20 protein-coding genes are annotated in these 20,884 nt (G+C 71.4%); 9 read left to right on the top strand and 11 right to left on the bottom strand.

What is annotated here, in order from left to right:
* Positions 1-19: 19 nt before the first annotated feature.
* The gene (locus AB0H12_RS13830) at positions 20-361 is read right to left on the bottom strand and encodes a hypothetical protein (RefSeq protein ID WP_499623226.1); all 342 of its coding nucleotides are present in this window, start codon (positions 359-361) and stop codon (positions 20-22) included.
* A gap of 49 nt (positions 362-410) precedes the next feature.
* Between AB0H12_RS13830 and AB0H12_RS13825 the strand changes: the two genes are divergently transcribed.
* On the top strand, positions 411-1,091 hold the full coding sequence (locus tag AB0H12_RS13825; RefSeq protein WP_499623225.1) for a TetR/AcrR family transcriptional regulator: 681 nt from the start codon (positions 411-413) through the stop codon (positions 1,089-1,091).
* Here AB0H12_RS13825 and AB0H12_RS13820 read toward each other — a convergent pair.
* Entirely contained in the window at positions 1,081-2,574 is a 1,494-nt protein-coding gene (locus tag AB0H12_RS13820; RefSeq protein ID WP_499623224.1) for a PucR family transcriptional regulator, read from the bottom strand. The genes AB0H12_RS13825 and AB0H12_RS13820 overlap by 11 nt on opposite strands.
* Positions 2,575-2,724: 150 nt before the next feature.
* Between AB0H12_RS13820 and AB0H12_RS13815 the strand changes: the two genes are divergently transcribed.
* Positions 2,725-3,039: a DUF3099 domain-containing protein gene (locus tag AB0H12_RS13815; RefSeq protein ID WP_230566574.1), complete on the top strand. Its 315-nt coding sequence runs from the start codon at positions 2,725-2,727 to the stop codon at positions 3,037-3,039.
* Here AB0H12_RS13815 and AB0H12_RS13810 read toward each other — a convergent pair.
* Positions 3,021-3,911 carry a carbohydrate kinase family protein gene (locus tag AB0H12_RS13810; protein ID WP_499623223.1) on the bottom strand — a complete coding sequence of 297 codons (891 nt, stop codon included), beginning with the start codon at positions 3,909-3,911 and terminating at the stop codon, positions 3,021-3,023. The two genes, AB0H12_RS13815 and AB0H12_RS13810, sit on opposite strands and share 19 nt — an antisense overlap.
* Before the next feature lie 40 nt (positions 3,912-3,951).
* The gene (locus AB0H12_RS13805) at positions 3,952-4,860 is read right to left on the bottom strand and encodes a pseudouridine-5'-phosphate glycosidase (RefSeq protein WP_499623222.1); all 909 of its coding nucleotides are present in this window, start codon (positions 4,858-4,860) and stop codon (positions 3,952-3,954) included.
* Positions 4,861-4,891: 31 nt separating this feature from the next.
* Here AB0H12_RS13805 and AB0H12_RS13800 point away from each other — a divergent pair, with 31 nt between their 5' ends.
* Together AB0H12_RS13800 and AB0H12_RS13795 are read left to right on the top strand one after the other, a co-directional pair.
* Complete coding sequence (locus tag AB0H12_RS13800; RefSeq protein WP_141978007.1) at positions 4,892-5,140, top strand: DUF3039 domain-containing protein; 249 nt, start codon at positions 4,892-4,894, stop codon at positions 5,138-5,140.
* 86 nt (positions 5,141-5,226) lie between these two features.
* A complete protein-coding gene (locus AB0H12_RS13795) occupies positions 5,227-5,817 on the top strand; it encodes a hypothetical protein (protein WP_499623220.1) in 591 nt (196 codons plus the stop codon).
* 46 nt (positions 5,818-5,863) lie between these two features.
* Here the strand turns inward: AB0H12_RS13795 and AB0H12_RS13790 are convergent, their stop codons facing one another.
* Positions 5,864-7,042: a YihY/virulence factor BrkB family protein gene (locus tag AB0H12_RS13790; RefSeq protein ID WP_499623219.1), complete on the bottom strand. Its 1,179-nt coding sequence runs from the start codon at positions 7,040-7,042 to the stop codon at positions 5,864-5,866.
* Between the two features lie 162 nt (positions 7,043-7,204).
* Here AB0H12_RS13790 and AB0H12_RS13785 point away from each other — a divergent pair, with 162 nt between their 5' ends.
* The 5 genes from AB0H12_RS13785 (at position 7,205) to AB0H12_RS13765 (ending at position 13,773) form a co-directional block, all read left to right on the top strand.
* On the top strand, positions 7,205-8,920 hold the full coding sequence (locus AB0H12_RS13785) for a DEAD/DEAH box helicase (RefSeq protein ID WP_499623217.1): 1,716 nt from the start codon (positions 7,205-7,207) through the stop codon (positions 8,918-8,920).
* Between the two features lie 179 nt (positions 8,921-9,099).
* Complete coding sequence (locus tag AB0H12_RS13780) at positions 9,100-10,236, top strand: sugar ABC transporter substrate-binding protein (RefSeq protein WP_499623216.1); 1,137 nt, start codon at positions 9,100-9,102, stop codon at positions 10,234-10,236.
* A gap of 124 nt (positions 10,237-10,360) precedes the next feature.
* The gene (locus AB0H12_RS13775; RefSeq protein WP_387488242.1) at positions 10,361-11,134 is read left to right on the top strand and encodes an ATP-binding cassette domain-containing protein; all 774 of its coding nucleotides are present in this window, start codon (positions 10,361-10,363) and stop codon (positions 11,132-11,134) included.
* A 37-nt stretch (positions 11,135-11,171) separates the two neighbouring features.
* Positions 11,172-12,599, top strand: coding sequence for a sugar ABC transporter permease (locus AB0H12_RS13770; protein WP_499623214.1), 1,428 nt, complete (start codon positions 11,172-11,174; stop codon positions 12,597-12,599).
* A gap of 1 nt (position 12,600) precedes the next feature.
* Complete coding sequence (locus AB0H12_RS13765; RefSeq protein WP_499623213.1) at positions 12,601-13,773, top strand: ROK family protein; 1,173 nt, start codon at positions 12,601-12,603, stop codon at positions 13,771-13,773.
* Here the strand turns inward: AB0H12_RS13765 and AB0H12_RS13760 are convergent.
* The 6 genes from AB0H12_RS13760 to ppgK all read right to left on the bottom strand — a co-directional run bounded on the left by AB0H12_RS13760 (position 13,666) and on the right by ppgK (position 20,819).
* Positions 13,666-15,780 (bottom strand): tetratricopeptide repeat protein, encoded by a 2,115-nt coding sequence (locus AB0H12_RS13760; RefSeq protein ID WP_499623212.1) that lies wholly within the window; start codon positions 15,778-15,780, stop codon positions 13,666-13,668. The two genes, AB0H12_RS13765 and AB0H12_RS13760, sit on opposite strands and share 108 nt — an antisense overlap.
* A gap of 7 nt (positions 15,781-15,787) precedes the next feature.
* The gene (locus AB0H12_RS13755) at positions 15,788-16,141 is read right to left on the bottom strand and encodes an RIP homotypic interaction motif-containing protein (protein WP_499623210.1); all 354 of its coding nucleotides are present in this window, start codon (positions 16,139-16,141) and stop codon (positions 15,788-15,790) included.
* A gap of 151 nt (positions 16,142-16,292) precedes the next feature.
* On the bottom strand, positions 16,293-16,472 hold the full coding sequence (locus AB0H12_RS13750; protein ID WP_015800348.1) for a DUF7455 domain-containing protein: 180 nt from the start codon (positions 16,470-16,472) through the stop codon (positions 16,293-16,295).
* Between the two features lie 415 nt (positions 16,473-16,887).
* Positions 16,888-18,381 (bottom strand): vanadium-dependent haloperoxidase, encoded by a 1,494-nt coding sequence (locus AB0H12_RS13745; protein ID WP_499623209.1) that lies wholly within the window; start codon positions 18,379-18,381, stop codon positions 16,888-16,890.
* A 177-nt stretch (positions 18,382-18,558) separates the two neighbouring features.
* On the bottom strand, positions 18,559-19,887 hold the full coding sequence (locus tag AB0H12_RS13740; RefSeq protein ID WP_211363475.1) for an RNA polymerase sigma factor: 1,329 nt from the start codon (positions 19,885-19,887) through the stop codon (positions 18,559-18,561).
* Between the two features lie 170 nt (positions 19,888-20,057).
* Positions 20,058-20,819, bottom strand: a complete 762-nt coding sequence (ppgK, locus tag AB0H12_RS13735) for a polyphosphate--glucose phosphotransferase (RefSeq protein WP_308257186.1) — start codon at positions 20,817-20,819, stop codon at positions 20,058-20,060.
* Positions 20,820-20,884 lie beyond the last annotated feature (65 nt).

Genomic DNA, 20,884 nt, shown 5'->3' with positions numbered 1-20,884 from the left:
CCTGACCAGCCCCCGCTCGTCACGCGAGGCCCGCCACGAAGTCGGCGAAGTTCCGCTCGGTCTGCGCGCGGTAGCCGAGGAACAGGCGGTTGGCCAGCGGCACGGCCCACCGGCCCCGCCGGGCGGCGTTGCGGACGCGGTGGGTCAGCCGCGCGCCGTCGGCGGTCGCGTCCACCTGGTACTCGCCCCGGTACCACCAGCCACCTTGCACGGCGACCGTCCGGCGCTCGCGGTCCACCTCGACCCGCCCGCCGCCCGCGTCACGGATCGCCGCCTCCACCCTGGCCAGCACCACGTCCGGCGGCGCGGCGACGGTCGCGGTCAGCTCGATCATCGGGGCGACTCGAACGGTGTTCGTCACACGAACGATGTTCCGGACGAACAGTGTTCGTGTCAAGTACGGTGTTCGCATGACGCAGGACCCGCCGTGGCGCACGCCGCCCGCCAAGCCGGTCGCCAAGCCCCGCCTGTCCCCGGAGCTGATCGTCCGCACCGGGCTGGACGTGCTGCTCCGGGAAGGTCTCGACGCCGTGAGCATGCGGCGGGTCGCGCAAGCCCTCGGCACGGGACCGGCGTCGCTCTACGCCCACGTCGCCACCAAGGACGAGCTGCTCGAGCTGATGCTGGACCAGGTCCTGGAAGAGGTGCCGCTCCCCGCGCCCGACCCGGACCGCTGGCGGGAGCAGGTCCGCGAGCTGCTGCGCGCCCAGGTCCGGGCCATGCAGGAGTACCCGGGCATCGCGAAGGTGGCCTGGCAGGTGATGATCCCGATCGGCCCGAACGCCCTCCGACACGCCGAAGCGCTGCTCAGCCTCCTGCGCGCGGGCGGTCTGTCGCTCACCCGTGCCGCGTACGCCGCCGACGCGCTCGCGCTCTACAGCAAGGCGTTCGCGTACGAGGGCAGCACGTGGAGCGCGGTCGACCAGACCGAGATCGCGGCCCGCGGGCGCCAGATGGGGGAGTACATGAGTTCCCTGCCGCCCGACGCGTTCGCCAACATGCTGGCCACCGGGCACCTGTTCACCGCCGAGACCGCCGCCGAGCGGTTCGAGTTCGGCCTGGACATGCTGCTCGGCGGGCTCAGGGCGTGATCGCCAGCGCGATGGCCATGGCCAGCCGCTGCTCGGGGTCGTCCAACGGCAGCGACGTCACCGCCGCCATCCGCTGCATCCGGTAGCGCAGCGTGTTCGGGTGCACCGACAGCACCCGTGCGGCTTCCCGGGAGTCACCCTGAGCCGCCAACCACGCCCGCAACGTCGTCGCGTACTGCGTGCCGTGCTCGGCGTCGTGCCGCACGAGGTCCGCCACCGGCCCGCGTGACGGCAACCGCCCGGCCTCCGCCACCGCCGCCAACCGGCGCAGCAACACCCGCGCCCACGCCCGGTCGTACACCACGGGCTCGTCCTCGGACAGGGCCAGGCACTCGTCGGCCTCGCCGCGGGACGCGGGCAGCGACGCGGCGTCCGCCCTGCCACCCACGCCGGCCAGCACGACGGCCTCCGCGGGCAGCTCACGCCCCAGCGCGCGCACCCAGTCCACCGCCACCGCCGGATCGTCCCCGCACGGCAGCACGGTGTAGAGCACGTTGCCGAACAACGCCGACCGGCCAGGCCGTGACCAGCCGAAACCCGCCGTCGCCCGGGAGAACGCCAGCAGCGCCGCCCCGTGCTCGCCCTCACCGGCGTGCGCCTGCACGGCGATCACCCGCAGGTCGGTCGACGGCAACCCCAGCCGGGCCAGGTTCGCGGGCGACCCCGAGTCCAGCGCCTCGATCACCAGGTCCGCCTCGGCCTGGCGCTCCAAGTCCGCCGACGCCCGCGCCCGCAGCAGGTGCAACGCCGCCGTCCGCGCACCGTCCACCAGCGCCGCCGCACGCACCGCGTCCACCGGGTCGTCCACCTCGACCCACACCGAACCGAGCAGCTCTCGCCCGGCCCGCACGGCCACCACCAGCCGCCCGCCGAGCTGGTCGGTCAGCTTCGGGACGAACAGCGGCTCGTCGGACCGGGCCAGGTGGGTGAACACGCCGTACGCGTCCAAGGCCTGCCAGGCCTCCTCCGGCACCCGCCTGCCCAGGATCGTCTGCACCCGCACCGGGTCGACGCCCTGCTGCCGGTACGAGTACGCCAGCACCCGGGACTGCTGGTCCTCGATCGTCACGGGCCCGCCGACCACCGCCGCGATCACGTCCGCCACCGCGAACAGGTCGCCGGAACCCTGCCCGCCGAGCACGAGGGTCTGCGCGACGTTCGCCAACTGCCCCCACGGCACCGACGGGTCCACCAGCAGCACCGCCGCCCCGGACCGCTTCGCGGCGGCCAGCACCCGTTCGTCCAACGGCGGCGAACCGTGCAGCACGACCGCCGCCGCCGACGTGCCGCCGACCAACCGCGCCGCCGCGGCGGGGGAGGGCACGCCCAACCCGAGCAGGACGTCGTCCACCGCGGCCGTGGTGCGCTCCGCCGGGTCGTGCAACGCCACCCCGCGCAACTCCACGTCCCGCCCGCGCGGCGCGCAGCTCAGGTGCGTGCCGAGGCTCCCGAGCACGTCCACCAGGCGATCAAGGGCGACCACAGCCGGATCGTAAGTCACGCCACACCCGCCCCGCGGCCGATCGACCCCCCGCGACGTCGCCGCCGCCTGCGGAGCAGCGGCCGTCAACACAGCAATCAAAAACACACCGGGCAGGTATCCGTCCGGCGCACGCGGTGGGACGATGGTGGCATGGTCAGTCCCGAGCGCGACGGCACACCGGTGCTCATCACCGAGGCGGCGCCCTCCTACGAGGAGCAGCACGCCGCGCGCAAGCGCAAGTACGCGATCATGATGGGCGCCCGCATCCCGTGCCTCATCCTGGCGATGGTCTTCTACCAGACCTGGTGGCTTGCCCTGGCCCTGATCGTGCTGTCCGTGCCGCTGCCGTGGATGGCCGTGCTGATCGCGAACGACCGGCCTCCCCGCAAGGCGGAGAAGGCCAGCCGGTTCGTCAAGGAACACCGCGCCATCGAGGCGCGACCGCATCACATCATCGAAGGCTGACCCACGCCCGCAGGCTGCGCCCCGACCGCGGACACCGCCCGTGCCGCCGCGCGCACCCCGCCGAGCAGCGCGTCCACCCGCGACCCACCGGACAGCCACGCCGCCAGCAACCCGGCGTCGAACGCGTCACCGGCGCCCGTCGAGTCCACGCACTCGACGTCCTCGGCCGGCACGGACACCACGCCGTCGGAGTCCACCCAGCTCGCGCCGTCCGCGCCGGACGTCAACGCCACCGCGCCCACCACGTCCAGCAGCGCCGCGGCCGCCGACGGCTCCGCCGACCCGGTGAGCGCCACCAGCTCCTCGGTGTTGGGCAGCAGCAGGTCGACGCCGCGGATGTCGTCCAGGAACCCGTCGTAGATCAACGCCGACGACTGCGGGTCGACCGACGTGGTCAACCCCGCCTCACGGGCCGCGCGCAGCACCGCCAACCCCGCAGGCCGCGACGACGCGTCCAGCAGCACGTACCCGGACAGGTGCAGGTGCGAGGCGTCCCGCAGCAACCCCTCGTCCAGGTCACCGGGCGAGAAGCGGGCGTTCGCGCCCCGGTCGGGCAGCATGCTGCGCTGACCGGTCTCGTCCACCAGCACCACCACGCAGCACGTCGACGCCTCCACGTCCACGGCGAACGCGCACCGCACCCCGGCCGACGTCAGCTCGGCGTGCACCTGACGTCCGGCCGAGTCCGCGCCGACCCGCGCCACCAGCACCGGCGACGCGCCGCACGCGGCCAGCCACACCGCCGTGTTGGCCCCCGCGCCGCCGGGCTCGATGGTCACCGCCGCCCGCGAGTCGCCGCCGTGCACGATCGGGCCCGCGTGCCGGGCCACCACGTCCAGCCCGGCGTCACCGACGACGACGACCCCGCTCACGACGCCACCTCGCCGAGGCCCGTCGGGACCAGCAGCTCGCTCACGCCGCCAGCTCCACGGCCACCGCCGCGGCCAGGGTGGCGTTCGACACGACCAGCGCCTCGTTGGCGTCCAGGCTCACCCCGCCGCTCGCGGTGTGGAAGTGCTCCAGCAGCACGGGCGTGACCTCCTTGCCGTGCACGTTCCGCGTGCGCAGCAGTTCGAGGCCCTCCGACAGCAGCCGCTCGTGCAGGTCGGCGTCCATCTCGAACTCGACCGGGATCGGGTTGGCCAGCAGCACGCCCGCCGCGCCGGGGACCCCGCGGTGCGCCGCGACCACGGCGGCGGCGTCGGACGCCGAATCGACCCGCCACGGCACGCCGAACTCCGATTCACGCCGGTAGAACGCGGGGAAGCGGTCCGTGCCGAAACCGATCACCGGCACCGAACGGGTCTCCAGCAGCTCCAGCGTCGCGCCCATGTCCAGGATCGACTTCACGCCCGAGCACACCACCAGCACCGGCGTCGTGGCGAGCACGTCCAGGTCGGCGGACACGTCCCACGTCTCGCGCGCGTCCCGGTGCACGCCGCCCAGACCACCGGTGGCGAACACCCCGATGCCCGCGGCGTGCGCCAACGCGGCCGTGCTCGCGACCGTCGTCGCGCCGTCGCGCTCCAACGCGTACGCCGCGCCCAGGTCCCGCCGCGACAGCTTGACCAGGTCGTTGGCCGGGTCGCAGACGTAGTCCAGTTCGGCGGGGGTCAACCCGATCTTGGGCACGCCGCCGAGCACGGCGATCGTGGCGGGCACCGCGCCCGCGGCGCGCACCACGCCTTCGAGCCGTTCGGCGACCTCGCGGTTGCGGCCGGGCGGTAGCCCGTGGGACAGGATCGTGCTCTCCAACGCGACCACCGGCCGGTTCTCGGCCAGGGCGGATCGGACCTCTTCGGTGACGCTCGGCTTGCTCACGAGGGGCCATCATCCCAGGTACGCTGTTCGCGTGAGCACGCAGACTCTGCCCGAGGTGGAGACCCGGCCGGAAGGCACGGACCACACCGGGGACGACACCCCGAAGATGTTCCACTACGTGCGCAAGGCCAAGATCGCGGAGAGCGCGGTGATGGGCACGCACGTGGTGGCGTTGTGCGGCGAGGTGTTCCCGGTGACGAAGTCGCCCAAGCCGGGCTCCCCCGTCTGCCCCGAGTGCAAGAAGATCTACGACGGCCTGCCCAAGGGCGGCGGCGAGTAGACCACCCGGACCACCTGACGCATCGGCGCGCCGATCGACGCGCCGGTGTGTCGGCGTGTCGTCCATCGGACCACCAGGGGCAGGCGATGTTCACCTATCGCGATTACTGGGTGGGCATGCACCGCCCCTCGGGCATGAAACGCCCCTTGGACTGCCTCGACGAGGTGGCGGCGGCCCTGGGCGTGCCTGATCCGCCTGCCGCCGCGGTGGCGTGGGATGACGTCCGGCAGCGGCTGGGGATCGGGTTGCCGGGGGACTACCGGCGGTTCGTCGACCGGTACGGCGCCGGCCGGGCCGGCGCGTTGCGCGTCTTCGCGCCCGGCGCGAGCACCCCGTCGTTCGACCTGTTCCGACAGCTCGAGCGGGTCAGCGAGGAGACCACCGAGTTCCGCGCGTCGACCACGCCGACGTTCCCCGGGCCGTACCACCCGCAGGAAGGCGGGCTGATCGCCTGGGGCGAGATGGACGGGCTGCACTTCTTCTGGAACCCGGTCGGCGACGACCCGGACGCGTGGCCGGTGATGATCTCGGATCCGAGCTGGTTGATGACGTTCAAGCCGAACAAGTCGTTCAGCCGCTTCCTGGCCGACCACCTGGCCGGGAAGAACGCCGGTTCGGGTGCGCCGCTGCTGTCCCCCGAGGAGGGCGTCGGGGTGAGGTTCGTCCCGGCTCTCTGACGTCCCGTCCCGGCTCTGGCGTCCCGTCCCGGTCGTGGGGAGGTGGTCAGCCGAGGGGCCCTCGTCCACGCGGCGCGGGTGGCGGCCCCGGCCGCTCCCCGGCGGCCTGTTCCCCGGAGGCGCGGGGCAAGCCCCGGACGGCGTCCACCGGCAGCGGCACGGTGTGGTTCGTGTCCGCGGGTGACGGCGCGGTGTGGTCGCGGTCCGGCTCGGCGTCGGCCGGTGGTGGGTCCGGCCTCGCCTGCTTGCCCTCGTCCGACCGGATCCGCTCGGCGGCCCGCTCCAGCTCCAGCCGCTGCCACCGCCGCCGCTGGCGCCGGGTCATCCTCGCCGGCCACATCTCCTGCAACGCGCTGTTGAAGTACGCGCCCAGCGTGATCGCCAGCCCGATCAGGTAGGCGAACAGCAGGAACGCGATCGGCGTCGCCAACGCCCCGTACGTGTACCCGGTCGTCGTGATCCACCGGATGTACAGCCGCAGCCCGATGGACGACAGCAGGAACACCGCCATCGCCAGCACGGCGCCCGGCACGAGCCGGTGCCACGGCAGCTTGTTCGGCAGCGACAGCTTGTAGAGCGTCGCCAGCGCCAGCACCAGCAGCACCGCCATGCCCGGGTAGTAGAACGCGCTCAGCCACGACTCGATCGTCGGCTGCCACGAGTCCGGGAACACCTGCGGCAGCAGGTCCGGCCCCAGCGCCACCACCGGCAGGCCGATGATCAGCAGCACCAGGCTCGCCATGTACAGCAGCAGCGCGAAGATCCGCTGCCACACCTCGTTGCGCACGCCGTACTGGTCGTGCGCGGCGGTGATCGCGTCCACGAACGACGACATCGCCGACGAACCGGCCCACAGCGAGATCAGGAACCCCACCGAGACGATCTCGCCCTTGCCGGTGGTGAGGATCTGGTCGACGGTGGGCACGATCACCCCGTTGACCACGTCCGGGCTGAAGATCGTCCGGCAGGTGGAGATGATCCGGTCCTTGACCGCGCTCACGACCTCGGGCCCGAACCAGTCGCCGAGGTACCCCAGGCTGCCCAGCAGGCCCAGCAGCAGCGGCGGGAACGACAGGATCTGCCAGAACGCCGCCTCGGCCGACTCGGAGAAGATGCTGCCGTCCCAGGCCTTGGACAACGTGCGCGCCAACAGGCGCAGGGGTCCTTTGCGACCCGCGCTGCGTGCTGTCTCGTCCCTCGGCGAACCCATCGCAACATCAAGCATGGTGCATGCCGGGTGATTTCGCGGCATCGGTGACCGAGCGTCGCGGGCCCAGCGGGTAGGCTGTCGATGCCCTCGACGGTCACCCGCACCGAGGGCATTTGCGTGTCCACCGCCGCACGACCGCACGGCACAGCCGCTGATCAGCGCAGAAGGGGTTCGAGGTTGTCGCAACCGCAAGTCGTCGCGACCCGACCGCTGCGCGCCTGGCAGCGCCGCGCGCTGACCAAGTACCTGGCCGCCCGGCCCAAGGACTTCCTGGCCGTCGCCACGCCCGGCGCGGGCAAGACGACGTTCGGCCTGCGCGTCGCCGCCGAGCTGCTGGCCGACCGCACGGTCGAGGCCGTCACGATCGTCACGCCCACCGAGCACCTCAAGCACCAGTGGGCGCAGGCGGCGGCCGAGGCGGGCATCGCGATCGACTCGAACTTCCGCAACACCAACGCGATGACCTCCCGCGACTACCACGGCGTCGCGCTGACCTACGCCCAGGTCGCCGCCCACCCGATGCTGCACCGGGTGCGCACGGAGAACCGCAAGACGCTCGTGCTGCTCGACGAGATCCACCACGGCGGCGACGCCAAGTCGTGGGGTGACGCGATCCGCGAGGCGTTCACGCCGGCCGTGCGGCGGATGTGCCTGACCGGAACGCCGTTCCGCTCGGACGACTCGCCGATCCCGTTCGTCAGCTACGAGCCGGGCCCCGACGGCGTGCAGCGCAGCCGCGCGGACCACTCCTACGGCTACTCCGACGCGTTGCGCGACGGCGTCGTCCGGCCGGTGATCTTCCTCGCCTACTCGGGTGAGGCGCAGTGGCGCACGAGCGCGGGCGAGGAGTTCTCCGCCCGGCTCGGCGAGCCGCTGACGCAGGAGCAGACGGCGCGGGCGTGGCGGGTGGCGCTGGACCCGACGGGCGAGTGGATGCCGTCGGTGCTCAAGGCCGCCGACATGCGCCTGACCCAGCTGCGCCAGGGCGGCATGCCCGACGCGGGCGGCCTGGTGATCGCCACCGACCAGACCGTGGCCAAGGCCTACGCCGAGATCCTCAAGCGCACCACGGGCCACGACGCGACCCTCGTGCTGTCCGACGACCCGAAGGCGTCCGGTCGGATCGCCGAGTTCGCCGCGTCGCAGGACCGCTGGCTGATCGCGGTCCGCATGGTGTCGGAAGGCGTGGACGTGCCGCGGCTGGCCGTCGGCGTGTACGCCACCAGCGCCTCGACGCCGCTGTTCTTCGCCCAGGCCGTCGGCCGGTTCGTGCGGCAGCGGGCCAAGGGCGAGACGGCCAGCGTGTTCCTGCCCAGCGTGCCGGTCCTGCTCGGGCTGGCCAGCGAGCTGGAGCAGCAGCGCGACCACGTGCTCGGCAAGCCCCACCGGGAGAAGGACGGCTGGGACGACGAGCTGCTGGCCCAGGCCAACCAGGCCAAGGACGAGCCGGGCGAGGAGGAGAAGGCGTTCACCGCGCTGGGCGCCTCCGCCGAGCTCGACCAGGTGATCTACGACGGCTCGTCGTTCGGCACGGCCGCGTTCGCGGGCAGCGACGAGGAGCAGGAGTACCTGGGGCTGCCGGGCCTGCTGGAGCCCGACCAGGTGCGCGCCCTGCTGCGGCAACGGCAGGAGAAGCAGCTGGTCGAGGCCAGCAAGCGCCAGGTCGCCGCGCCGGCGCCGCCGGCCGCCGCGACGCGCCCGGCGAGCGTGCAGGAACGGCTGGCGCAGCTGCGCAAGGAGCTCAACACCCTGGTGGCCATGCACCACCACCGCACGAAGAAGCCGCACGGCAAGATCCACAACCAGCTGCGCGAGTACTGCGGGGGCCCGCCGACGGCGATGGCCAGCATCGAGCAGCTCGAGGAGCGGATCGCCACGCTGCGCTCGTGGTGACCTTTGTTGTGACCTGACGTAACCGGTTACTGCATTAGACGTAGTCAGATGTCCGTTCGGTTACCTCGTCGTTAGCGCATCGTGCCTACTTGACCGGTCAAGTGTGCTTCCGGTCACCGCCTGTCCCGGCATACGTTGTGCGCCACAACATTTACGCTCCTGCGTGAAAGGGATGGCGGATGCGCAGCAAGAGCCTCGCTCTCATCGCCCTTGGCACCGGCCTCGCCGTTGCCATGACGGCATGTGGCGCCAACACGTCCGGCGGCACCTCACCGGCGTCGGACACCAACACGAACAGCGGCTCGGGCGGCGCGAAGGTCGGCGTCATCCTCCCCGAGACCGCCAGCTCCGCGCGCTGGGAGGGCTTCGACAAGCCGCTCCTGAAGAAGGCGCTGGAGGCCGAGGGCCTCCAGGCGGACATCCAGAACGCCCAAGGCGACGTGCAGAAGTTCTCCACGCTCGCGGACGGCATGATCAACGCCGGCGTCAAGGTCCTGATCATCGCCACGCCGAACAGCGAGATCGGCGCGACGGTCGCGAAGAAGGCCGAGGCGCAGGGCATCCCGGTCATCGACTACGACCGGCTGAACCTGGGCGGCAGCTCGAAGTACTACGTCTCGTTCGACAACGAGAAGGTCGGCGAGCTGCAGGGCCAGGGCCTCGTCGAGGGCCTCGCCGCGCTGGCGCCGGGCAAGAAGCCGGCCGAGATCATCGAGATCGAGGGCGCGCCGACGGACAACAACGCGACGCTGTTCTACAACGGCCAGCAGAAGGTCCTCAAGCCCAAGTACGAGGCCGGCGACCTGAAGCTCGTCCAGTCGAAGCCGATCGACAAGTGGGACAACCAGGTCGGCGGCACCACCTTCGAGCAGATCCTGACCGGCAACGGCCAGAAGGTGGACGGCGTGGTCGCCGCCAACGACGGCCTCGCGGGCGCGATCATCACCGTGCTGAAGAAGTACGGCCTGAACGGCAAGGTCCCGGTCACCGGCCAGGACGCCACCCCGGAAGGCCTCCAGGCCATCCTGCGCGGCGACCAGTTCATGACCGTGTTCAAGCCGATCAACGAGCAGGCCGAGGCCACCGCCAAGCTGGCCTCCGCGCTGGCCAAGGGCGACACGGCCGCCGCCGACAAGATGGCGACCGGCGTCACCAAGGACACCACCGGCAACCGCGACGTCAAGTCGGTCCTGCTGCCCGCGCAGCTGATCACCAAGGACAAGGTCAAGGTCGTCGTGGACGCCGGCTTCGTCAAGGCGACGGAGGTCTGCGTCGCCGACCTGGCGGCCGTCTGCACCGAGCTCGGCATCAAGTAAGTCAAGGCTCGCGCCGGGGCGGGGTGTGGGAGACGCACCCCGTTCCGGCGCGCCCACCCACGTGTGGGGCTGCACCCGAGAACGGGTTGGACCCCTTCAGACGGGTTAGACGGAGGAATTTCCAGTGAGCGAGCCGATCCTCGAGCTGCGCGGCATCAACAAGAGCTTCGGTCCCGTGCACGTCCTGCACGACATCGACTTCGACGTGCACCCCGGCCAGGTCACCGCCCTCGTCGGCGACAACGGCGCGGGCAAGTCGACGTTGGTCAAGTGCATCGCGGGCATCCACCCCACCGACTCCGGCCAGGTCCTGTTCAACGGCGAGGAAGTCCACATCAACGGCCCGCGTGACGCCGCGCACCTGGGCATCGAGGTCGTCTACCAGGACCTCGCGCTGTGCGACAACCTCGACATCGTGCAGAACATGTTCCTCGGGCGGGAACGCGGCAAGCTGGGCATGCTCGACGAAGCCGACATGGAGCAGGCCGCCCGCAAGACGCTGACCTCGCTCTCGGTGCGCACGGTCAAGTCGGTGCGCACGCAGGTCGCGTCGCTGTCCGGCGGTCAGCGGCAGACCGTGGCGATCGCCAAGGCCGTGCTGTGGAACAGCAAGGTCGTGCTGCTGGACGAGCCGACCGCGGCGCTGGGCGTCGCGCAGACCCGCCAGGTCCTCGACCTGGTGCGCAGGCTCGCCGAGCAGGGCCTGGGCGTCGTGCTGATCAGCCACAACATGAACGACGTGTTCGAGGTCGCGGACCGCATCGCGTGCCTGTACCTGGGCCGGATGGCGGCCGAGGTCAACACCAAGGACGTCACCCACGGCCAGGTGGTCGAGTTGATCACCGCCGGCCGGTCCGGCGACCTGGGCATCGCCCGTCCCGAGACCGCCACCATCTGATGCCGCCGCGCAAGGCACCCACGACGAGGAACGCAGCATGACCAACACCACCAGCGAGACGTCCCCGGACGCCCCCCAGGGCGCGATCTCCGACTTCGGCATCGACACCACGTCCCAGTCCACCGGCGAGGCGGTGCGCGACTACGCGGCCCGGCTGCGCGGCGGCGAACTCGGCTCCCTGCCCGCGCTGCTCGGCGTGGTCGTGCTGCTGATCGTGTTCAGCTCCCTCGCGGACACCTTCCTCACCCTGGGCAACATCGCCAACCTCCTCGCGCAGGGCGCGAGCGTCGTGATCATCGCCATGGGCCTGGTGTTCGTCCTGCTCCTCGGCGAGATCGACCTGTCCGCGGGCACCGCCTCCGGCGTCACCGCCTCGGTGATGGCGCTGCACCTGATCAACGGCGGCAACCTGCTCGGGGGCATGGGCGACACCGTCTTCTACCTCTTCTGCGGCCTGCTGGCGCTGGCCGCCGTGCTGGCCGGGATCATGCGCATCTGGGCGGGCGTCGCCCTGTCGGTGGTGGCACTGGCCATCGCCCTGATCGGCGTGCCCGCCAACCCGTGGGTCGAGATGCTGCTGGCCGTCTGCGTCGGCACCGCCATCGGCTGCATCACCGGCTTCCTCGTCGCCCGCGTCGGCATCCCGTCGTTCGTCGTGACCCTGGCGCTGTTCCTCGCCTGGGGCGGCGTCATCCTCCAGTTCATCGGCGAGGGCGGCACGCTCGGCCTGCGCGACGACGTGATCTTCAACGTCGCCAACGGCAACTTGAGCACGGCGGGCTCGTGGGCGCTGTTCGTCCTCGCCGCGGGCGGCTACGGGGCGGTCGTGCTCGGCCGCCACTTCAGCAGGCTGCGCCGCGGCCTGGTCGCGTCGCCCACCCCGATCGTGCTGGTCAAGGTCGGCGTGGTCCTCGTGCTGGGCGCGGTGGCCACCTACGCGTTGACGCTCAACCGCTCCAAGAGCGACCTCGTGGTGATCACCGGTGTGCCGTTCGTGGTGCCGATCGTGCTCGTCCTGCTGGTCATCGGCACGTTCGTGCTCGAGCGCACCCGCTACGGCCGGCACGTCTACGCCGTCGGAGGCAACCAGGAAGCCGCCCGCCGCGCCGGCATCAACGTGGCGCAGATCCGGATGAGCGTGTTCGTGATCGCCTCCTCCATGGCGGCCATCGGCGCGATCGTCTACTCCTCGAAGGTCGGCTCGGTCGACCCGAACGCCGGTGGCGGCAACACGCTGCTGATGGCGGTCGGCGCGGCCGTGATCGGCGGCACGTCGCTGTTCGGCGGCAAGGGCAAGCTGCGCGACGCGGTGATCGGCGGCGCGGTGCTCGCGATCATCCAGAACGGCATGGGCCTGCTCGACCAGCCCGCCGCCGTGGTGTTCATCGTGACCGGCCTGGTGCTGCTCCTGGCCGCGAGCGTCGACGCGCTGTCCCGCCGCCGGGCGGCGTCCGCCGCCCGCTGACGTGAGCACGCCGACCGCGGGAGCCCGACCCGACGAGGTACGCAGGCACAACAGGACGGCGCTGCTGCGCCGACTGCACGTGGACGGGCCCTCCACCAGGGCCTCGCTCGCGGCTGAGCTGGGCCTCAACCGCAGCACGATCAAAGCCCTGGTGGACGGCCTGGCCGAGTCCGGCGTGGTCGCCGAACGCGTGCCTGCGCAGCGCTCCGGCGCCGGCCGGCCGTCCCTGCTCGTGCTGCCGCAGCCGCACGCGGCCGTGGTGATGGCCATCGACGTCCGCGTCGAGCAGGTGGCGATGGCCATGGTCGGCCTCGGCGGCGACATCCTCGGCCGGGACTCGTGGAACCTGCACCACCGGTCCCGCGACCCCGGCGAGGTGATCACGCACATCGCCGACTCGGCCAAGCTCCTGGCCGACGAGCTCGACGTGCAGGCGGTCGGCGTCGGCGTCTCCGTGCCCGGTGTGGTGCGCCGCGCCGACGGTCTCGTGCACGAGGCGCCGAACCTGCACTGGACCGACGTGGCGCTGGGCGAACGGCTGTCGTCGGTGCTCAAGGTCCCCGTCCAGGTCGGCAACGACGCCGAGCTGGGCGCGTTGGCCGAGCACGTGCGCGGCGCGGCCCGCGGTTCGTCGGACATGGTCTACATCTCCGCCGACGTCGGCATCGGCGGCGGCGTGATCTCCAGCGGCCACCCGCTGCGGGGCACCGGCGGGTACGTCGGCGAACTGGGGCACATGGTCGTGCGCCCCGGTGGCCGCCGGTGCTACTGCGGCTGCCAGGGCTGCTGGGAGACCGAGGTCGGCGAGGCGGCGCTGTGCCGTGCCCTGGCCCTGCCCGAGGACGCGCCGCGCGGCACGGTGGTGGCGGAGCTGCGGTCGTTGGCCGGTTCGCCGGACAGCGTCGCGCACCGGCTGGGCGAGTTCACCGAGTGGTTGGCCATGGGGTTGATCACGGTGGTCAACATGCTCGGGCCGGAACTGGTGGTGCTGGGCGACTTGTTCACCGCGCTGCCGGAGTCGTTGGTGGACCAGCTGCGGCGCACCGTGCAGAAGCGGTCGCTGGTGTCACGCGCGGTCGGCGGCACCAGGATCGTCTCGTCGCCGCTCGGCCGTGACGCCAAGCTCATCGGCGCCGCCGAACTGGCCTTCGAGCCCGTCCTGGGCGAGGTCTGACCAGCGCTGGAGTGCTCGCCGCGTGGTTGCCACGTCCGGGTGATCGGGTCCGAGGACGCGGTCCCGGTCGGCGAGCAGCGACCGGAACTCGGTGATCGCGGTGGCAACCTCACCGGACTCCGCCCGCGACGCCGCGAGACCGGAACGAGTGGTCAGTGTTTCGGGATGGTCGGGGCCCAGAACTCGGCGGCGGTCATCCAACACCTGCTCGAACTCGGCGATGGCCCTGGCGTGATCGCCCGCTGCCCCGCGCCAACCGGCGAGGTTGTGGCGGGCGGTGAGGGTCTGCGGATGGTCCGGCCCGACGGTGCGGAGGTAGTCGGCGACCGCCTGCTCGAACTCCTCCAGCGCCGCTGCGTGGTCACCTGCCCACGCCCGCCAGCCGGCGAGGTTGTGGCGGCTGCCGAGGGTGTCCAAGTGGTCTGGACCCAGAATCCGGAGGCGGACGGCGAGAAGCTGTTCGAACTCCTCGATCGCGCCCGCGTGATCTCCCGCCTTGGCGCGCAGGACCGCGAGGTTGTTCCGGATGGCCAGGGTGGAGCGGTGGTCGGGACCCATGACCCGCGTGGAGTCCGCGACCAGGTGCGCGTACTCGGCGATCGCGTCGGCGTGGCGGCCCAGTTGTCCACTCCAGAAGGCAGCCTCGTGGCGGGCGTGAAGGCTGTCGTGGTGATCAGGCCCCAGCTGGTGTTCTGCCTGGTGACTCAGACCGCGGTAGTAGTCGATGGCCTCAGCCGGCAGTCCCGCCTCACCCAGTGATCTGCCCGCGTGCAGCAGGACTGCGTGCGCCCGCGGCTTCCACAGCGCCGGTGTCGTGTGGGTGTGCAGGGCGCTGGCGGCCGACCGGAGCGTGCTGGTCAGCGCGCTGTCGATCTGGTGAGGTGGCCAGACCAGCAGGAGCGCGTCCGCGGCGAGGTGGGCCAAGGCGGTGAGCCGCTCCGGCTCGATGGTGTCGCGGACGGCGCGTTGCAGCAGCGCGTGCGCCTGGATCGTGCTGGTGTCGAGCGTGATGAGGCTCAGCCGGTGCAGGCACCCCAACGCGTCGCCGACGTCGTCGGCGTCCACGCCCAAGTGCGCCAGGACGTTGCCGGCCGTGAGCACCGCGACCGGGGTGCCGGCCGGGTCGAGCAGGCTGATGATCTCGAGCAGTGGCCGCGCGAGTCCTTCCGGGCGCAGCGCGTCGGCGCGTTCGATCGACAACGACCAGGTCGCCGCCACCGTGGCCCGGTGCTCGTCGGGCAGTTCGCCGTCCGCCGGCAGCACCTGGGCCAGGGATCGGCGGTCGGCCAATCGCTTGCGGTAGTCGGCGGCGGTGAGCAGCGGCTTGTCCGCGATGAACGCCGCCGCCTGCGCCAAGGCCAGCGGCAGGTGGCCCAAGTCGTCCGCCAGGGCCGGGAGCTGGTCGTGACCGGGGAGCTTCGCGGTCAGGTAGGCCAGTGACTCGGCCTCGGTGAACACTCCCACCTCGACCAACCGGCGATCATCGCGGGACAGCGCGGCGTCACGGCGCCGGGTCGTCACGACGACCTGGCCGGTCGGGGTGTTCGGCGGCCACAGGCCCTTGAGGTCGGCGGGGTCCTGGAGGTCGTCCAGGACGACCAGCCACCGCCGGTCGGTCGAGCTGAGCCACGTCTGGAAGGCAGCCGCCGCGTCCTCGGGCGTGCCGCCGGGATCGCGCCGGACCCGACCGGCCGCGTCCGCGTAGGCGCTGATCACGGCGACCCGCGTCACGGCGGCGATCCACACCACCAGGTCGACCGACTCGTCCCGCCACACCGCGTGCGCGTGACGCGCCGCCAACTGGGACTTGCCGACACCGCCCAGACCGGACAGCACCGCGGACTTCCCGGACAGCTCGGCCTCGGCTGCCCGGTGCTGGTACCGGTCCGCGACCGGCGGCAGCACGCCGACCCGCACGGGCCACGTGACCGGCGCTGCCGGCAGCAGGTGGATGTGCTGGGTGTTCCCGTCACCGACCTGCACGCCGACGTTGTCGTGGACCTCCACGGCGGAGCTACTTGCCGCCGAAGTTCAGCGTCATCGTGTTGCCGTCGCCGACCTGCACGCCCTGGTTGTCGTGCACGTCGACGCGGTACTTGGCCGCGCCTTCCGGGTCCGCCAGCGCCAGCACCTCGCGCGCCGCGGCGACCAGCTCGACGTCGGACCCGGCGCCGGCGGCCGTCAGAGCGGCCTTCAACGCCTCCGGGTCGGTCGGCTCCTCGGCCACCCCGCCCCGGCGCAACGCGCGCCGTGTCAGCGACTTCAGGCCCTGGTACGCGTCTTTCACGGCGGCCGACGCCGTGTCCGTCACGCCCGCCGCCGCACCGGCGGCCAGCGCCGCCACCACGAGGTCAACCGACTCGATCACCACGCACCAACTCCCGTCCGCGTCCGTCACCACGAGTATCGGCGAGACCACGGCAAGCGTGTCCGCCGAAAATGAGGGGGGCGGGGATCCTCTCGGATCCCCGCCCCGGACGGCTAGGGTGCTACGAGCCCCGTGCGGGGACTCGTGGTGTTCAGCCCTGCTGCAACTCGGCAGCGAGCTCACGCAGCTTGGTGCTGTGCTCACGGGCGTGGTGCCCGCAGAACAGCAACTCGCCCCCGGAGGGGAGCACGGCGCGAACCTGGGCAGCAGCCCCGCAGCGGTCGCAGCGGTCGGCAGCGGTCAACGCGGGGCGGGTGAGCGTCGTAGTCATGGAAATCTCCCTCCGTCCCGGCACCGGGGATCGGTGCCCTCACACCTAGCTGCGACCACTTCGCATCTGGCGGGTGCGCCGTGTTCGCTGCCTTCACTCTTGCAGACGTTCGGGCGGAAGTCAGTGTTCCCCTGACCGTGGCGACCCGCGTCACTCCTCCTTTACCCGGCGCCCGGGTGGTCGGAACCTGTCGTTTCCACCGGTTCGATCCGCCCGTGCTCACGTTCCGCTGTCGTGCCAACGGATTTCCGACCTGCGAATACGGCGTTCGACGCACCCTTGATGCTCCAGAAGGGCGGTCCTCGGACGTCACCGCTGTGACGGGTAACACTTTGGTCAGCCCAGAGCGAACACGGCCTCGCGTTCCACGATCCGGACATGATCCGTCCGGTTCACTGGCCGCTTCACCGCCCGTTCAGATGGTCAGGCGTCGCCCGTCGAACCGGGTCAGCCCGAACGACGCGTCCTCGTGGTCGACCCGGACGTGGTCCCGCAGGATCCCGATGCCGACCGCCTCCCCCAGGAGCACGGACTCGGTGAAGTCGGTCCGCCAGTGCACGCCGGCCATGTTCCGGGCGGTCGCGATGTTCGCCGCCACCTTGTCCAGCTCGCCGCCGACGGTGAGCGGCTCGCCGCCGGTGCAGGGCACGAGGGCCGTGCCGTCGGCGTTGGCCACCACGGGGTCGGGCAGCACCCACGACTCGTCGAACCACGCCTTCAGCACCGTGACGCACGCCCCGGCGACGGTCGCGTGACCCGAGCCGTACGACGGGTGCGTCGGCGAGCCCTCCGGGAACGCCTGCGGCAGCAGGTACGAGCCGTGCTTCTCGTAGGAGAGCTTGACCGCCTGCGAGTCCAGCACCTCGCGGTCGATCATGGAGTAGTCGCGCATCCCGGACAGGTGCGCGTGGACCCGACCGCCGAACGCTTCGGGCCGCAGCCTGCGGTGCACGTACCACTTCTGGAACCACATCGCCTTCAACGCCCGCGTCGCCACCTCGGTCACCAGCGACAACAGGTGCGGCCCGCCGTAGGTGCCGAAGCCGATCTGGTTGGCCGAGTGCCGGTACGGGTTGCCCGGGTCGACCGGCGCGCCCAGGTCCAGCAGGATCAGCGCCGCGTTGAGGTACGCCTCGTACAACGCGTCGAAGTGCACGTAGTTGGCCACGTCACGGCCGTTGCGCAGGTACCGGCGGTTCACGTGGTCCCGCTTGATCGGCTTGGTGGTCGCGCCCTCCTGCACCGCGCGCCACGCGTCGAAGTCGGTCAGGAAGTCGCGGAACGGCCGCACCGTGTCGTGCAGCTGCGGAACGCGCAGCGTGCCGTACTGGACGTCGCGCAGCAGGAACTGCGACAGGAGCGGTCCCCGCAGGTCGCCGCGCGTGCCACCGCGGAAGATCGTGGCGGGCGTGACGCGGCCGTCGACCTTCGGCGCCCGGTAGTCGCTCAACCGCGACAGCTCGTCGGCCGCCTGCGCGATCAAGGGGTGCCGGTCGTACTGGTCGAACGGGACGTCCCTGGTCAGCGCCATCCAGTACAGCTCGACCGCCTCGGCCGAGTTGCGCGCGCTGTCGATGCGCGGCGCGGGCGGCAGGGCGAGTGACTGCGGGTCCGGGCCCTCCAGGTCGAACGCCAGGCCGGCCTGCGGGTTGGTGAGCTTGACGCCCCGGCCGAGCGGGATGCGCTCGAAGTCCTCCGTCCGACCCGTGGCCAGGGCTCTGAGCAGCGTGTTGTACGCCTCGGGGCGCACCTCGCCCGCCTCGTCGTGCGGCAGGCCCTTGGCGTAGTTGGCGACGTGCGGGTAGTCGCCCTCCTCGCCGTTGTTGACGTGCTCCGGCCACGGCTGCCGGTCCAACGCCTCGGCAGACGCCAGGCGCGACAGGCGTGCTTCAGTGCGACGTTCACTCATGGAATTCCCCCTGCCTCGGCGCGCCCCGTCACCGCCCCCCGGCGGTCGCGCCATACCCAGGACACCACGGAGAGTGAGCGATGACAGCGTCCGTTCGAGTGGAGAAGCGCACAAAAACCAGGACCCCTCGACCGAACGGTCGAGGGGTCCTGGCTCAGCGTGATCTTCAGCCTGGGGTCAGTCCAGGTAGTCGCGCAACACCTGCGACCGCGACGGGTGCCGGAGCTTCGACATCGTCTTCGACTCGATCTGCCGGATCCGCTCGCGCGTCACGCCGTAGACCTGGCCGATCTCGTCCAGCGTGCGCGGCTGGCCGTCGGTGAGGCCGAACCGCAGCCGCACCACACCCGCCTCGCGCTCGGACAACGTCGCCAGCACCGACTGCAGCTGGTCCTGCAGCAGCGTGAACGACACCGCGTCCACCGCCACCACGGCCTCGGAGTCCTCGATGAAGTCACCGAGCTGGCTGTCGCCCTCGTCGCCGATCGTCTGGTCGAGCGAAATGGGCTCCCGGGCGTACTGCTGGATCTCCAGCACCTTCTCCGGGGTGATGTCCATTTCCTTGGCGAGCTCCTCCGGGGTGGGCTCGCGGCCCAGGTCCTGGAGCAGTTCGCGCTGGATGCGACCCAGCTTGTTGATGACCTCGACCATGTGCACCGGGATGCGGATGGTGCGGGCCTGGTCGGCCATCGCGCGGGTGATCGCCTGGCGGATCCACCACGTCGCGTACGTGGAGAACTTGTAGCCCTTGGTGTAGTCGAACTTCTCCACCGCGCGGATCAGGCCGAGGTTGCCCTCCTGGATCAGGTCCAGGAACGCCATGCCACGACCGGTGTAGCGCTTGGCCAGCGACACCACGAGGCGGAGGTTCGCCTCCAGCAGGTGGTTCTTGGCCCGCTCGCCGTCCCGCACGATCCACCGCAGGTCGCGGCGCATCTGCGGGGTCAGCTTCTCCTGCTCGTCCTCGGCGCGGCGCACCCGCTCGGCGGCGTAGAGGCCGGCCTCGATGCGCTTGGCGAGTTCGACCTCCTCCTCCGCGTTGAGCAGGGCGACCTTGCCGATCTGCTTGAGGTAGGCGCGGACCGAGTCGGCCGAGGCGGTGAGCTCGGCGTCCTTGCGGGCCTGCCGCAGGGCCTCCGACTCCTCCTCGTCCCAGACGAAGTCGCCCTCGCCGGGCTTGGCCTCCTCCTCGGCGGGCTCCTCCTCGACCGGCTCGTCGATCAACTCGACGTCGTCGACCAGGTCTTCGGCGTCTGGAGCGCCTTCCAGGTCCTCGGGCTCCTCGCCGTCCTTCTTCACCTTGCCAGGCGCGGCAGCGGCGGCCTTGGCGGCCGTCTTGCGCGGCGCCCGCGTGGCCGTCTTCCCCGCCGCGGCGGTCTTCGCCGCCGGCTTCTTCGCCGGGGCCTTCCTCGCCGAGGTGGCCTTGGGCGTCTCCTCGGCGTCAGCCTTAGCTGCCTGAGTCGTCTTCGCGGCTGCCACGTACGCCCTTTCGCGACTGTCGATCAAGGCCGACCGAAGGGCGCGAACCTCGGTCGCCTGAGTACGGGGGATCCCCCGCCGGATCGTTCGTCAGCGGGGCACCGTTCCATTGTAACGACGAGAATCGCGTGCCGTTGCCCCCCGGCGTCATCCGAGGTGGTCCGGCACGCGTTCTCGCAGGTGGAACGCTGCGGAAATCAGTGCCGGAGACCTTGCGCGGCGGCCACGGCGGCGCCCACGATGCCCGCGTCGTTCTTCAGCGCGGCGGCCACCACCTCGGTGCGCACCTCGAGCAGCGGGAGCCACTTCTCCGCCTTCTTGCTGACCCCGCCGCCCGCGATGACCAGGTCCGGCCAGATCAGGTCCTCCAGCACGTTGATGTACCGGGACACGCGGGGCGTCCACTCGGCCCACGTCAGGCCCTTGTCCTCCTTCACCGAGGCCGCGGCGCGCTTCTCCGCGTCGTGGCCGTCGACTTCGAGGTGGCCGAACTCGGTGTTGGGCACGAGCTTGCCGTCGAGGAACAGGGCGCTGCCGATGCCGGTGCCGAACGTCAGCAGGACCACCAGCCCGTCCCGGTCGACGCCGGAGCCGAACCGCATCTCGGCGATGCCGGCGGCGTCGGCGTCGTTGAGGACGACGACCTGGTCGGTCGGCCGGCCGAGCCGTTCGGCGAACAGCGCCGCGGCGTCCGTGCCGATCCACGCCTTGTCGACGTTCGCGGCGGAGTGCGCGACGCCGTGCTTCACGACGCACGGCAGGGTGACGCCGACGGGACCGTCCCAGTTGAACTTCTCGACGATCTCGGCGACCACGTCGGCGACCGCGTCCGGGGTCGACGGCTGGGGCGTGGTGATGCGCAGGCGCTCACCGTCCAGCGCCCCCGCTTCGAGGTCCACGAGCCCGCCCTTGATGCCGGAACCGCCGATGTCCACGCCGAACCCGCGGGTCATGCCCATCCCCGTGGCCCTTCCTACTCGATTCAGTAACCGTGGCCGCAGACATTAGCCTGCAGTTCTCCGAT

Origin of the sequence: Actinosynnema sp. NPDC023794 (assembly GCF_040639675.1) — a bacterium.
Classification (GTDB): domain Bacteria; phylum Actinomycetota; class Actinomycetes; order Mycobacteriales; family Pseudonocardiaceae; genus Actinosynnema; species Actinosynnema luteola.
The sequence above is the reverse complement of the archived record's forward strand: the minus strand, read 5'-3'. Positions and strand labels throughout refer to the sequence as shown.

What these genes read in the sequence shown, in the direction of transcription:
- AB0H12_RS13770 (WP_499623214.1), top strand. Translation starts at nt 11,172, where the DNA reads ATGACCAACACCACCAGCGAGACGTCCCCGGACGCCCCCCAGGGCGCG.
- AB0H12_RS13780 (WP_499623216.1), top strand. Translation starts at nt 9,100, where the DNA reads ATGCGCAGCAAGAGCCTCGCTCTCATCGCCCTTGGCACCGGCCTCGCC.
- AB0H12_RS13790 (WP_499623219.1), bottom strand. Translation starts at nt 7,042, where the DNA reads ATGCTTGATGTTGCGATGGGTTCGCCGAGGGACGAGACAGCACGCAGC.
- AB0H12_RS13745 (WP_499623209.1), bottom strand. Translation starts at nt 18,381, where the DNA reads ATGAGTGAACGTCGCACTGAAGCACGCCTGTCGCGCCTGGCGTCTGCC.
- AB0H12_RS13815 (WP_230566574.1), top strand. Translation starts at nt 2,725, where the DNA reads ATGGTCAGTCCCGAGCGCGACGGCACACCGGTGCTCATCACCGAGGCG.
- AB0H12_RS13795 (WP_499623220.1), top strand. Translation starts at nt 5,227, where the DNA reads ATGTTCACCTATCGCGATTACTGGGTGGGCATGCACCGCCCCTCGGGC.
- ppgK (WP_308257186.1), bottom strand. Translation starts at nt 20,819, where the DNA reads ATGGGCATGACCCGCGGGTTCGGCGTGGACATCGGCGGTTCCGGCATC.
- AB0H12_RS13825 (WP_499623225.1), top strand. Translation starts at nt 411, where the DNA reads ATGACGCAGGACCCGCCGTGGCGCACGCCGCCCGCCAAGCCGGTCGCC.
- AB0H12_RS13750 (WP_015800348.1), bottom strand. Translation starts at nt 16,472, where the DNA reads ATGACTACGACGCTCACCCGCCCCGCGTTGACCGCTGCCGACCGCTGC.